A 13,867-nucleotide genomic window follows, 5' to 3' on the forward strand; every position below is an offset into this window, starting at 1 on the left:
ACGTAGCGCCAAGGAGCCTGGGTCAGATGTCGAACGAGGAGAAGCTTCTCGATCACCTCAAGTGGGTCACCGCGGAGCTGCGCGAGGCCCGCCAGAAGCTCCGCGACAAGGAGTCGGCAGAGCCGGTCGCGATCGTGGGCATGGCCTGCCGCTACCCCGGCGGCACACGGTCCGCCGAGGATCTGTGGCGACTGGTGCACGACGGCGGCGACGCGGTCGCGGCGTTCCCCGACGACCGGGGCTGGGACCTGGAGTCCCTCTACCACCCGGACCCGGAACACCCGGGCACCAGCTACGTACGGGACGGCGCCTTCCTGTATGACGCGGGCGACTTCGACGCCGAGTTCTTCGGCATCAGCCCGCGCGAGGCCGTCGCGATGGACCCGCAGCAGCGCCTGCTCCTGGAGACCGCCTGGGAGGCGATCGAGCACGCGGGCCTGAACCCGCAGGCACTGAAGGGCAGCGACACCGGCGTCTTCACCGGAGTCAGCGCCCACGACTACCTGACGCTGATCAGCCAGACAGCGAGTGAGGTCGAGGGGTACATCGGCACCGGCAACCTCGGCAGTGTGGTGTCCGGGCGCATCTCCTACACGCTGGGGCTCGAAGGACCCGCGGTGACCGTCGACACGGCGTGCTCGTCGTCCCTCGTCGCGATCCACCTGGCGAGCCAGGCGCTGCGCCAGGGCGAGTGCTCCCTCGCGCTGGCCGGTGGCTCGACCGTCATGGCCACGCCGGGTTCGTTCACCGAGTTCTCGCGGCAGCGCGGCCTGGCACCCGACGGGCGGTGCAAGCCCTTCGCGGCCGCCGCCGACGGGACCGGCTGGGGCGAGGGCGCGGGCGTCGTGGCGCTCGAACTGCTCTCCGACGCGCGACGCCGCGGCCACAAGGTCCTCGCCGTCGTCCGGGGCTCGGCCGTCAACCAGGACGGTACGAGCAACGGCCTCGCCGCCCCCAACGGACCCTCGCAGGAACGCGTCATCCGCGCCGCCCTCGCCAACGCCCGGCTGTCCCCCGAGGACATCGACGCCGTGGAGGCGCACGGCACGGGCACCACGCTCGGCGACCCCATCGAGGCTCAGGCCCTGCTCGCCACGTACGGCCAGGGGCGGGCCGAGGAGCGGCCCCTGTGGCTCGGCTCGATCAAGTCGAACATCGGTCACACGCAGGCCGCCGCAGGTGTGGCGGGCGTCATCAAGATGGTGATGGCCCTCCAGAACGACCTGTTGCCCGCCTCCCTCCACATCGACGCGCCCTCACCGCACGTCCAGTGGGAGCAGGGCAGCGTACGGCTGCTCTCCGAGCCGGTCGCCTGGTCGGCGGAACGTACGCGGCGGGCGGGTATCTCGGCGTTCGGGATCTCGGGCACCAACGCACATCTGATTCTGGAGGAGGCCCCGGAGACCCCGGAGGCAGCGGAGACCGCGGAGCCCACACCGGAGGAGGCCTCTCAGGAGGCACCCGCTTCCCTCGCTGCCGCATCACCGGGTGCGGTGGTGCCGTGGGTGGTCTCCGGACACACCGGCGACGCACTGCGTGAACAGGCGCGTCGCCTCGGCGTGTTCGCCGCACAGGAGACGGATGCCCCGCCCCTGGAGGTCGGCTGGTCGCTGGCCACGACGCGGCCCCTGTTCGAGCACCGGGCCGTGATCGTGGGCCAGGACCCCGCGCAGGCCGCCGCTGCGCTGGGCGCGCTGGCGGCGGGTGAGGTGTCGGCGGATGTGGTGTCCGGGGTGGCGGGGTCGGCCGGTGCCGGGCCGGTGTTGGTGTTTCCGGGGCAGGGCTCGCAGTGGGCGGGCATGGGTGCCCAACTCCTCGATGAGTCGCCGGTCTTCGCTGACCGTATCGCCGAGTGTGAGCAGGCCCTGTCCGCGTACGTGGACTGGTCGCTGGTCGACGTACTGCGCGGGGACGGGAGCGAGCTGTCCCGGGTGGAAGTCGTGCAGCCGGTGCTGTGGGCCGTCATGGTCTCGCTGGCCGCGGTGTGGGCGGACTACGGGATCACGCCCGCTGCCGTGGTGGGGCACTCACAAGGGGAGATGGCCGCCGCATGTGTGGCGGGCGCCCTGTCGCTGGAGGATGCGGCGCGGATTGTCGCCGTACGCAGTGACGCCCTCCGCCAGCTCCAGGGCCACGGCGACATGGCCTCACTGAGCACCGGTGCCGAGCAGGCCGCCGAGCTCATCGGGGAGCGGCCGGGGGTGTGTGTCGCCGCCGTCAACGGGCCCTCCTCCACCGTCATTTCCGGCCCGCCCGAGCATGTCGCCGCCGTCGTCGCCGAAGCCGAGGCGCGTGGCCTGCGTGCCCGGGTCATCGACGTCGGCTACGCCTCCCACGGCCCGCAAATCGACCAACTCCACGACCTGCTCACCGACCGCCTCGCCGACCTCCAGCCCACCCCCACAGACGACGTCGCCTTCTACTCCACGGTCACCGCCGAACACCTCGACGACACGACCCGCCTCGACACGGACTACTGGGTCACCAACCTCCGCCAACCCGTCCGCTTCGCCGACACCATCCAGGCCCTGCTCGCCGACGGATACCGCCTCTTCATCGAAGCCAGCCCCCACCCCGTCCTCAACCTCGGCATCCAGGAAACCCTCGAAGAAGCGGGTGTCGACGCCCGCACCATCCCGACCCTCCGCCGCGACCAGGGCGGCCGTGCCCAGCTCACGCACGCCGCCGCGCAGGCGTTCACCGCGGGCGCGGACGTCGACTGGCGGCGCTGGTTCCCGGCCGAACCCCGCCCTCGTACGGTCGGCCTCCCCACGTATGCCTTCCAGCGTCGTCACTACTGGGTGGAGCCACCCGCGGCGGGCGCGCCCACCGGGGCCGGTCATGATCCGGTCGAGGCCGAGGTGTGGCAGGCGATCGAGGACCTGGACATCGACGCCCTCGCCGGCAGCCTGGACATCGCGGGGCAGGCGCAGACCCTCGGGGCGCTGGAGCCCGCGCTGCCCGTCCTCTCGGCCTGGCGGCGCAGGCACCGGCAGCAGACCACCATCGACTCCTGGCGCTACCACGTCACGTGGAAGCACCAGCCGGACACCGGGCCGCCGGAACTCGGCGGCGTGTGGCTGCTCCTTGTGCCCGCCGCGCACGTCGACCACCCGGCAGTCCTGGCGGCGGCACAGACGGTGGCCGCGCACGGTGGTGAGGTGCGGCGTCACGTGGTGGACGCGCGCACCGTGGAGCGTGCGGGACTGGCCGAGGAGCTCGCCTCGCTGACGGGGTCGACGGGGCCGACCGACAGTGTCGCCTTCGCCGGGATCGTCAATCTGCTGGCCCTGGACGAGGAGCCGCGTCCCGAGTTCCCTGCCGTACCCGCCGGGCTCGCCGCGACGACCGCGCTCGTCCAGGCGCTCGCCGACATCGGTGCCGACACCGCCGTACGCACCCTCACCCAGGGTGCCGTCTCCACGGGCGCCACCGACGCTCTCACGCACCCCGTACAGGCTCAGGTCTGGGGTCTTGGCCGCGTCGCCGCACTGGAGTACCCGCGGCTGTGGGCCGGGCTCGTGGACCTGCCGGAGCGCGTCGACCACCGGACTCTCACCCGGCTCGCCGCCGCGCTGGCCCCTCACGACGAGGATCAGATCGCCGTGAGGGCGGGCGGCCGCCACGCCCGACGCCTCGCCCACGCACCGGCTCACCCGCAGAACAGCGGCGTACGGTGGCGGCCCGAGGGCACCACGCTCATCACGGGCGGCACCGGCGGCATCGGCGCCGTCCTCGCCCGCTGGCTCGCCCGCGAGGGCGCCCCGCACCTCCTGCTGACCAGCCGTCGCGGACCCGACGCACCCGGCGCCCAGGAACTGGCCACCGAACTGCAAGAGTTGGGCGCAACCGTCACCGTCACCGCCTGCGACGTCGGCGACCGCGAACAGGTACGCGCCCTCGTCGACGGCGTCCAGGCCGAACATCCGCTCACCGCGGTGATCCACGCGGCGGGCGTGCCCAACTACATCGGCCTCGGCGAGGTGTCGGGCGCGGAGCTGGACGAGGTGCTGCGGCCCAAGGCGCTCGCCGCGCTGCATCTGCACGAGCTGACGCGAGGGCTGGACCTCAACGCCTTCGTGATGTTCTCCTCCGGTGCCGGCGTGTGGGGCAGCGGCCAGCAAGGCGCCTACGGCGCCGCCAACCACTTCCTCGACGCCCTCGCCGAACACCGCCGTTCGCGAAAACTCCCCGCCACCTCCATCGCCTGGGGCCCCTGGGCCGAAGCCGGAATGGCGTCCGACCAGGCCGCGTTGACGTTCTTCAGCCGGTTCGGGCTGCACCCGCTGAGCCCGGAGCTGTGCGTCAAGGCGCTGCACCAGGCCCTCGACGCGGGCGAGACGACGCTGACGGTGGCGAACTTCGACTGGGCACAGTTCACATCGACGTTCACCGCGCAGCGGCCGAGCCCGCTCCTCGCCGACCTGCCCGAGAACCGACGGGCGAGCGCCCCGGCGGCGCAGGAGGGCGACGCCGCAGGGGCATCGTCACTGCAGCAGGAGCTGACCGAGGCGAAGCCCGCGCAGCAGCGCCAGTTGCTGCTCCAGCACGTACGCTCCCAGGCCGCCGCCACACTGGGGCACTCCGACGTCGACGCCGTGCCCGCGACGAAGCCCTTCCAGGAGCTCGGCTTCGACTCGCTGACCGCCGTGGAACTGCGCAACAGGCTCAACAAGAGCACCGGCCTGACGCTGGCGACCACCGTCGTCTTCGACCATCCCACGCCCGACTCCCTCGCCGACGTCCTGCTCGCCGAACTGTCCGGCGACACCGCGACCGCCGACGCGGCACGGACGGCCACGGCCGCCGCCGACGACGAGCCGATCGCGATCGTCGGCATGGCCTGCCGCTACCCGGGGGACGTGCGCTCCCCCGAGCAGCTGTGGGATCTCGTCACCGCGGGCAAGGACGCCATGGGCGACTTCCCCGACGACCGGGGCTGGGACCTGGAGAAGCTGTACGACCCGGACCCGGAGAGCCGGGGCACCAGCTATGTGCGCGAGGGCGGATTCCTCTACGACGCGGCCGACTTCGACGCAGGCTTCTTCGGCATCAGTCCGCGCGAGGCCGTCGCGATGGACCCGCAGCAGCGCCTGCTCCTGGAGACCGCCTGGGAAGCCATCGAACGCGCGGGGCTCGACCGCGAGTCCCTCAAGGGCAGCAACGCCGGGGTGTTCACGGGCCTGACGATCTTCGACTATCTGGCACTCGTCGGCGAGCGCCCCACGGAGGTCGAGGGGTACATCGGCACCGGCAACCTCGGCTGTGTCGCCTCCGGCCGGGTGTCGTACGTACTCGGTCTCGAAGGCCCGGCGATGACCATCGACACGGGCTGCTCGTCGTCCCTGGTGGCAATCCACCAGGCGGCACACGCGCTGCGGCAGGGCGAGTGCTCGCTCGCCCTCGCGGGCGGTGCGACGGTGATGGCCACACCGGGCGCGTTCGTGGAGTTCTCGCTGCAGCGGGGCCTCGCGAAGGACGGGCGGTGCAAGCCGTTCGCGGCCGCCGCCGACGGCACCGGATGGGCCGAAGGGGTCGGCCTGATCGTCCTCGAAAGGCTCTCCGAGGCCCGGCGCAACGGCCACGACGTCCTTGCGGTGATCCGGGGTTCGGCGATCAACCAGGACGGTACGAGCAACGGTCTCACCGCACCCAACGGGCAGGCCCAACAGCGGGTGATCCGCCAGGCCCTCGCCAACGCCCGCCTCTCCGCCGAGGACGTCGACGCGGTGGAGGCACACGGCACCGGCACCACGCTGGGCGACCCGATCGAGGCCGGCGCGCTCGTGGCCACGTACGGCAAGGAACGGCCCGAGGACCGGCCGCTGTGGCTCGGCTCGGTCAAGTCGAACATCGGCCACGCCCAGGCGTCGGCCGGTGTCGCCGGTGTGATCAAGATGGTCATGGCGCTGCGGAACGAACAGCTCCCCGCCTCCCTGCACATCGACGCCCCCACACCGCACGTGGAGTGGGAGGGCAGCGGCGTACGACTGCTGACCGAGCCGGTGCCGTGGGAACGCGGCGAACGCGCACGCCGCGCCGGTGTCTCCGCCTTCGGCATCTCGGGCACGAACGCGCACCTGATCCTCGAACAGGCCCCGGACGTCCCCGAATCCGTGAGCGCGCCCAGCGACGACGCGCCCACCGGAGTGGTGCCGTGGGTCGTGTCGGCGCGTGGCGAGGAGGCGTTGCGCGCACAGGCCGACCTGCTGACCGAACGCGCGACGACCGACCCGCGACTGGCATCCCACCTGGATGTGGGCTGGTCGCTGGTGACGACGCGGTCGGTGTTCGAGCACCGGGCGGTGGTCGTGGGCCGGGACCGGGAGGCGCTGCTGGGGGGATTGCGGTCGCTGGCGTCCGGTGAGGTGTCGGCGGATGTGGTGTCCGGGGTGGCGGGGTCGGCCGGTGCCGGGCCGGTGTTGGTGTTTCCGGGGCAGGGCTCGCAGTGGGTGGGGATGGGGGCCCAGCTCCTGGATGAGTCGCCGGTGTTCGCTGATCGGATCGCCGAGTGTGAGCAGGCGCTGTCCGCGTATGTGGACTGGTCGCTGGTCGATGTGTTGCGCGGGGATGGCAGTGAGCTGTCCCGGGTGGAGGTCGTGCAGCCGGTGCTGTGGGCTGTCATGGTCTCCCTGGCCGCCGTCTGGGCGGATTACGGGATCACGCCCGCTGCCGTGGTGGGGCACTCGCAGGGCGAGATGGCCGCCGCGTGTGTGGCGGGCGCCCTGTCGCTGGAGGATGCGGCCCGGATTGTGGCCGTACGCAGTGACGCCCTCCGCCAGCTCCAAGGCCACGGTGACATGGCGTCGCTGGGGACGGGCCCGGAGCAGGCTGCCGAGCTTATCGGGGAGCGGCCGGGGGTGTGTGTCGCCGCCGTCAACGGGCCCTCCTCCACCGTCATTTCCGGCCCGCCCGAGCATGTCGCCGCCGTCGTCGCCGAAGCGGAAGCGCGTGGCCTGCGTGCCCGGGTCATCGACGTCGGCTACGCCTCCCACGGCCCCCAGATCGACCAACTCCACGACCTGCTCACCGACCGTCTCGCCGACCTCCAGCCCACCCCCACCGACGTGGCCTTCTACTCCACGGTGACCGCCGAGCGGCTGGCGGACACATCCGCCCTGGACACCGGCTACTGGGTCACCAACCTCCGCCAGCAAGTCCGCTTCGCCGACACGATCAAAGCCCTGCTGGCGGACGGCTACCGCCTCTTCATCGAGGCCAGCCCGCACCCCGTCCTCCAACTCGGCCTGGAAGAGACCATCGAGCAGGCCGACCTCCCCGCCACCGTCATCCCCACCCTCCGCCGCGACCACGGCGACACCACCCAACTCACCCGCGCCGCCGCCCACGCCTTCACCGCAGGCGCCGACATCGACTGGACGAGCTGGTTCCCCGCCGTTCCGCGGCCTCGGGTGGTGGATCTGCCGACGTACGCCTTCCAGCGGGAGCGCTTCTGGCTGGAGGGCCGCAGGGGGATCGCCGGGGATCCGGCGGGGCTCGGGCTCGCCTCCGCGGGGCATCCGCTGCTCGGGGCCGCCGTGGAGCTCGCGGACGGCAGCAGTCACCTGCTGACCGGGCGGATCTCGCCGCGGGACCAGGCGTGGCTGGCGGAGCACCGGGTCATGGACACCGTGCTGCTGCCGGGTTCGGCCTTCGTGGAGCTCGCGTTGCAGGCGGCGGCCCGTACCGGGTGCGAGGAGCTGGTGGAGCTGACGCTGCACACTCCGCTCGCCTTCGGGGACGAGGGCACGGGTGCGGTCGATCTTCAGGTGGCGGTCGGCTCGGCGGGTGAGGACGGCCGTCGTCCCGTGTCCGTCTACTCGCGGCCCGCGGAAGAAGGCGAGCAGGCCGCGTGGACGCGGCATGCGGCGGGCTCGGTCGCTCCGGCGGGGCCCGACCCCGTGAGCGCCTCGTCCGGCGGGGCCTGGCCGCCGCCCGGCGCCACGCCGATCGGCGGGCACGACCCGTACGACGAACTCGCCTCGTACGGCTACGACTTCGGTCCGGGTTCGCAGGGTCTTGAGCGTGCCTGGCAGCTCGGCGACGACATCTTCGCCGAGGTGGCGCTGCCCGAGACGGAGAGCGGCAGGGCCGACCGCTACCAGGTGCACCCGGTACTCCTCGACGCCACGCTGCACGCCCTGATCCTGGACGCGGTCACGTCGTCGGCGGAGACCGACCAGGTGCTGCTGCCGTTCTCCTGGAGCGGGCTGCGGGTGCGGGCGCCGGGGGCCGAGAGGCTGCGGGTCCGTATCGCGCGCACGGCGCAGGACCAGTTGGCGCTGACCGCCGTGGACGTCGGTGGAGAACCGGTCCTGTCCTTGGAGTCGCTCACGGTGCGTCCGGTTGACGCCCACCAGATCGCGGTGGCACGCGCCGCGGACCGTGACGCGCTCTTCCGGCTGGTGTGGACGACGGCGGCGGCGCGGGCCGGTGACCAGGGTGGCGGCGCCGTGCGTCCCGCTGTGGTGGCGCCTGCCGGGGAGCCGCTGGGTGCGGCGCTGGCCGGTGCGCTGTCCGGGGCTCCGGTGCGGGACACGTTCGCCGCGCTGCGGGACGCTGTCGCGGCCGCGGGTGAGGCGCCGGACGTCGTGGTCGCCACGTGTGGCACCTCCGGTGAAGGTGTCGGGGTCGATGCGGCGGCAGGTGCTCGGGCGGCTGCCGTGTCCCTCCTGTCGCTGCTCAAGGAGTGGCTCGACGATCCGGAGTTCGCGGCGAGCAGGCTCGTCGTCGTCACCCGGGGCGCGGTCGCCACGCGGCCGGGCGAGGGCGCGGGCGATCTGCCGGGAGCGTCGGTGTGGGGTCTGGTGCGCAGCGCGCAGGCGGAGAACCCCGGTCGCCTCACGCTGCTCGACGTCGATGCCCTGGAGGCTTCCCTCGCGGCGCTTCCGGACGTACTGGCCTCCACAGAGCCGGAGTTGGCGCTGCGGGACGGGCAGGTGTACGTGCCGCGGCTCGTGCACGACGACGCCTCGGCGCGGCTCGCTCCGCCAGTCGGCTCGCCGACGTGGCGTCTCGCGGAGGACGAACGGGCAAGCGCAGGGCGGCAGTTGGCCCTCGTCGACGCTCCCGAGGCCGGGCGGGCGCTGGAGCCGCACGAGGTGCGGGTGGCGCTGCGTGCCGCTGTCGCACCGGGTGCGGGCTCACTCGGTTCGGATCTGGTCGAGGGTGCCGGTGTGGTGACGGAGATCGGCGGTGAGGCCGGACCCGTGGCTGTGGGCGACCGGGTGATGGGGCTGTTCGATGTGGTGGGGCCGGTGGCTGTCACCGAGGCCGGTCTGCTCATGCCGGTTCCGTCCGGGTGGAGTTGGGCGCAGGCGGCGGGGTCCGTGGGCGCCTATGCGGCCGCGTATCACGTCCTGGCGGATGTTGTGGCACCACGCGATGAGGGTGGTAGTGCGTCGCTGCACGTCGAGGACGGCACAGGTCCCGTCGGTCGGGCCCTGCTGCGGCTCGTGGCGTGCGGGGAGGCGGCGGGCCTCGGCGGGGTCGTGCCGGTCAGCGACCTGGGCGGCGGGAGGACGCCCGATGTCGTCATCGGGCGGGAGGACGCGGCCGGGTCCCGCGCGAGGCCCGTGGTGGTCCGCCGGGCGGGCGACTCGGGCGCAGGGCAGGCCGTCGCGCCGCCCGAGCCCGGGCGCGTACGGGAAGTCCTCGCCGCCCTGGCCCGGTTGACCTCCGACGGCGTTCTCATACCGCTGGACGTCAGCGTGTGGGACGTACGGCAGGCTCCCGTGGCCCACAACGCGTCGGCCTCGACAGGAACCTCGACGGGAACCTGGACGGCCACGACCGTGTTCACGCTGCCCGTCGCCTTCGACCCCGAAGGCACGGTGCTGATCACCGGCGGCACCGGCGCGCTCGGCGCCCTCACGGCCCGCCACCTGGTGAGCCGCCACGGCGCCCGGCAGCTGCTCCTGTCCAGCAGGCGCGGGGCCGACGCGCCGGGAGCCCTGGAGCTGGCCGCCGACCTCTCCGCGCTCGGCGCGCGGGTCACCTTCGCCGCCTGCGACCCGGGCGACCGGGACGCGGCCGTCGCCCTCCTGGACGCGGTGCCCGCGGACCATCCGCTGACCGCCGTCTTCCACTGCGCGGGCACCGTGAGCGACGCGGTGGTGCAGAACCTCACGGCGGAGCAGGTCGAGGAGGTGATGCGGGTGAAGGCGGACGCCGCGTGGCACCTGCACGAGCTGACGCGGGACGCGGACCTGTCGGCGTTCGTGCTGTACTCCTCGGTCGCCGGGCTGCTCGGTGGTCCCGGCCAGGGCAGCTACACGGCCGCCAACGCCTTCCTCGACGCGCTCGCCCGTCACCGGCACGACGGCGGGGCCGCGGCGATGTCCCTGGCGTGGGGCTACTGGGATCTGGACAGCGGCATGTCGGGCCGGCTCACCGACGCCGACCGGGCGCGCCACGCCCGCGCCGGTGTGGTCGGGCTCGCCGCCGACGAGGGACTCGCCCTCCTCGACAGCGCGTGGTCCGGCGGTCTGCCGCTGTTCGCGCCGGTCCGCCTCGACCTGTCCCGGATGCGCAGGCAGGCTCAGAGCCACCCCGCGCCCGCGCTGCTGCGGGACCTGGTGCGCGGCGGGGGCAGGAGCGGTGGTTCCGCCGGTTCGGCGGGGGCGTCCGCACTCCTCAAGGCGTTGGGCGGGATGTCCGACGCGGAGCGGGAGGAGGCGCTGCTCGACCTGGTGCGGACGCACATCGCGGCGGTCCTCGGGTACGAGGCGTCCACGCCCGTCAACGCGACACAGGGGCTGCGGGAGCTGGGATTCGACTCGCTGACCGCGGTCGAGCTGCGCAATCGGCTCTCGGCGGCGACCGGTCTGAAGCTGCCCGCCACGTTCGTCTTCGACCACCCCGATCCGGCGGAGCTCGCCGCACACCTGGGGCAGGAGCTGGCGCCGCGTGCGGCGGATCCACTCGCGGACGTCCTGGCGGAGTTCGAGCGCCTGGAGAACTCCCTGCTGTCGGTCTCCTCGCAGGACGGCACGGCACGGGCCGAGCTGGCCGGGCGGCTGCGCGCCACGCTGGCCCGGCTCGACGTGCCGGTGGGCACGGCGGACGAGGCGGCGGTGTCCGCCCGTATCCAGGACGCGTCGGCCGACGAGATCTTCGCGTTCATCGACCGGGACCTCGGCAAGGACAGCGGCAACGGACAGGCAGTGGAGGGACAGCGATGAACGAGTTCGCCCGCAAGAAGCGCGCCCAGGAGCACAGCCGTCGCGTCAACGCCGGGGACCTGGACGCGATCGTCGAGCTGTACGCGCCCGACGCCGTGCTGGAGGACCCGGTCGGCCACCCGCCCGTCACCGGGCACGACGCGCTGCGCGCCCATTACGAGCGGCTCCTCTCCGCCCGTCTACGGGAGGAGGCGGCCGAGCCCGTCGCCGGGCAGGACGCCGCGCACGCGCTGATCCAGGTCGCCTCCGTCATGGACTACCTGCCCATGGGCCCGCTGTACGCGGAGCGGGGCTGGCTCAAGGCCCCCGACGACCCGGGGACGGCGCGCATCCACCGTACGGCGATGCTCGTGATCCGCATGGACGCGTCCGGCCTCGTCCGGCATCTGAAGTCGTACTGGGGCACATCCGATCTCACGGTCCTCGGCTGAACCGCCGGCCCAGGCCCCACCCTTCCTGGAGGTGCAATGCCCGACGAGGCCGCGCGCAAGCAGATGGCCGTCGACTACGCCGAGCGCATCAACGCCGGTGACATCGAGGGCGTCCTCGACCTGTTCACCGACGACATCGTCTTCGAGGACCCCGTGGGGCGGCCGCCGATGGTGGGCAAGGACGATCTGCGCCGACACCTCGAACTGGCCGTCTCCTGCGGTACGCACGAGGTGCCGGATCCGCCGGTGACGTCGATGGACGACCGTTTCGTGGTGACGCCGACCACGGTCACCGTGCAGCGGCCCCGGCCGATGACCTTCCGCATCGTCGGCATCGTCGAGCTCGACGAGAACGGCCTCGGCCGCCGGGTCCAGGCGTTCTGGGGAGTGACGGACGTGACCATGGACGAGCCCGCCGACACCCCGCACACCGACGCCACCCCGTACCCCGAAGGGACCCGCGCGTGACCACCACCCGACCCGCACACGCCGTCGTACTGGGCGCCAGCATGGCAGGCACCCTCGCGGCCCACGCCCTGGCCCGCCACGTGGACGCCGTCACCGTCGTCGAACGCGACGCGCTGCCCGGGGAGCCCCGGCACCGCAAGGGAGTGCCGCAGGGCCGCCACGCCCACCTGCTGTGGTCCAACGGCGCCCGGCTCATCGAGGAGATGCTGCCCGGCACCACCGACCGGCTCCTCGCGGCCGGCGCCCGCCGCCTCGGCTTCCCCGAGGACCTGGTGACGCTGACCGGGCAGGGCTGGCAGCACCGCTTCCCCGCCACGCAGTTCGCGCTGGTCGCCAGCCGCCCGCTGCTCGACCTGACCGTACGCCGCCGGGCACTCGCGGCGGGCAACATCACCGTCCGGCAGCGCACCGAGGCCGTCGAGCTGACGGGCGGCGACCGCCGGGTCACCGGTGTCGTCGTCCGCGAGGACGACGGCGGCCGTCAGGAGACCCTGGAGGCCGACCTGGTCATCGACGCCACCGGCCGCGGCTCCCGCCTCAAGCAGTGGCTCTCCGCGCTCGGGGTGCCCGCCCTGGAGGAGGACGTCGTCGACGCGGGCGTGGCGTACGCCACCCGCCTCTTCCAGGCCCCGCCCGGCGCGACCACGCGCTTCCCCGCGGTGAACATCGCCGCCGACGACCGGGTGCGCGAGCCCGGCCGATTCGGCGTGGTCTACCCCATCGAGGGCGGCCGCTGGCTGGCGACGCTCTCCTGCACGCGAGGGGCTCAACTCCCCACGTCCGAGGATGAGTTCGTGCCGTTCGCGGAGAACCTGAACCATCCGGTCATCGCCGAGCTGCTCCGCGGCGCCGAGCCGCTGACCCCCGTGTACGGCTCCCGTTCCGGGGCGAACCGCCGCCTGTATCCCGAGCGTCTCGACCAGTGGCCCGACGGCCTCCTCGTCGTCGGCGACTCGCTGACCGCGTTCAATCCGATCTACGGGCACGGCATGAGCTCGGCGGCGCGCTGCGCCGACACGATCGACCGCGAGTTCGAGCGGAGCCCGCATGGCGGCGCCGGGTTCGCCCTGGCCCTGCAGAAGGCGATCGGCGCGGCGGTCGACGACCCGTGGATCCTGGCCGCCACGAAGGACATCGACTACGTCAACTGCCGTGTCTCCGCGACGGATCCGCGGCTCATCGGCGTGGACACCGCGCAGCGGCTGCGGTTCGCCGAGGCCATCACCGCGGCGTCGATCCGCTCGCCGAAGGCCTCGGAGATCGTCACGGACGTGATGAGCCTGAACGCGCCGCAGACCGAACTGGGCTCGAACCGCTTCCTGATGGCGATGCGCGCCGACGAACGGCTGCCCGACCTGGCCGCTCCGCCGTTCCTTCCGGAGGAGCTGGACGTGGTGGGCCTGGACGCGGCGACGCTCGCCCCGGCGGCCGTACGGTCCTGACCTCGACGTCGGCCCGGTCCACTCCCCCAGCCCGCTCCCCCGGTCCGCCGCCCGGTCAGCGGGCTGAGCGGATGCGGATCGGGCCGCGGGCTGTCGCCGGGTCGACGGGCCGGCCTGCCTGGGTGATCTCCACCTCGCCGGCCGTGACCAGGCGCCGGGCCGCGCGGCGGGCCGGTTCCATCAGCGCGCGCCAGCCGTCGTCATCGCCTTCGTACACCGCCCGCGCGGCATCCGACGGGCAGATCGTCGCGGTCGGACCGCGACGCTCCAACAGCTCCAGGATGGTCTGCTCCAAGCGACGGTCCATGCCCTGTTCGGTGTGCGTCACCGCGTCAGTCTGGCA

Annotated in this window: 5 protein-coding genes; 4 read left to right on the forward strand and 1 reads right to left on the reverse strand. The window is 73.1% G+C overall.

Going from position 1 to position 13,867, the window contains the following annotated elements; genetic code table 11:
- Positions 1-26 precede the first annotated feature (26 nt).
- From ACZ69I_RS37630 to ACZ69I_RS37645, 4 genes are read left to right on the forward strand one after another with little or no spacing between them, the layout of a single operon-like run.
- A complete protein-coding gene (locus ACZ69I_RS37630) occupies positions 27-11,183 on the forward strand; it encodes a type I polyketide synthase (RefSeq protein ID WP_470837009.1) in 11,157 nt (3,718 codons plus the stop codon).
- Entirely contained in the window at positions 11,180-11,614 is a 435-nt protein-coding gene (locus ACZ69I_RS37635; RefSeq protein ID WP_470837011.1) for a nuclear transport factor 2 family protein, read from the forward strand. Before ACZ69I_RS37630 ends, ACZ69I_RS37635 begins: the two co-directional genes overlap by 4 nt.
- A 36-nt stretch (positions 11,615-11,650) precedes the next feature.
- A complete protein-coding gene (locus ACZ69I_RS37640) occupies positions 11,651-12,082 on the forward strand; it encodes a nuclear transport factor 2 family protein (protein WP_470837012.1) in 432 nt (143 codons plus the stop codon).
- Positions 12,079-13,524, forward strand: coding sequence for an NAD(P)/FAD-dependent oxidoreductase (locus tag ACZ69I_RS37645; protein WP_470837014.1), 1,446 nt, complete (start codon positions 12,079-12,081; stop codon positions 13,522-13,524). Before ACZ69I_RS37640 ends, ACZ69I_RS37645 begins: the two co-directional genes overlap by 4 nt.
- A gap of 55 nt (positions 13,525-13,579) precedes the next feature.
- On the opposite strand, the gene ACZ69I_RS37650 is transcribed toward ACZ69I_RS37645, so the two are convergent.
- Positions 13,580-13,831, reverse strand: coding sequence for a DUF3253 domain-containing protein (locus ACZ69I_RS37650; RefSeq protein ID WP_467682900.1), 252 nt, complete (start codon positions 13,829-13,831; stop codon positions 13,580-13,582).
- Between the last annotated feature and the right edge of the window lie 36 nt (positions 13,832-13,867).

The sequence above is a fragment of the Streptomyces sp. NPDC036815 genome (genome assembly GCF_055609205.1).

Bases quoted from the DNA above. Each gene is read 5' to 3' on its own strand.
- ACZ69I_RS37630 (WP_470837009.1), top strand. From the start codon at position 27: ATGTCGAACGAGGAGAAGCTTCTCGATCACCTCAAGTGGGTCACCGCG.
- ACZ69I_RS37635 (WP_470837011.1), top strand. From the start codon at position 11,180: ATGAACGAGTTCGCCCGCAAGAAGCGCGCCCAGGAGCACAGCCGTCGC.
- ACZ69I_RS37640 (WP_470837012.1), top strand. From the start codon at position 11,651: ATGCCCGACGAGGCCGCGCGCAAGCAGATGGCCGTCGACTACGCCGAG.
- ACZ69I_RS37650 (WP_467682900.1), bottom strand. From the start codon at position 13,831: ATGGACCGTCGCTTGGAGCAGACCATCCTGGAGCTGTTGGAGCGTCGC.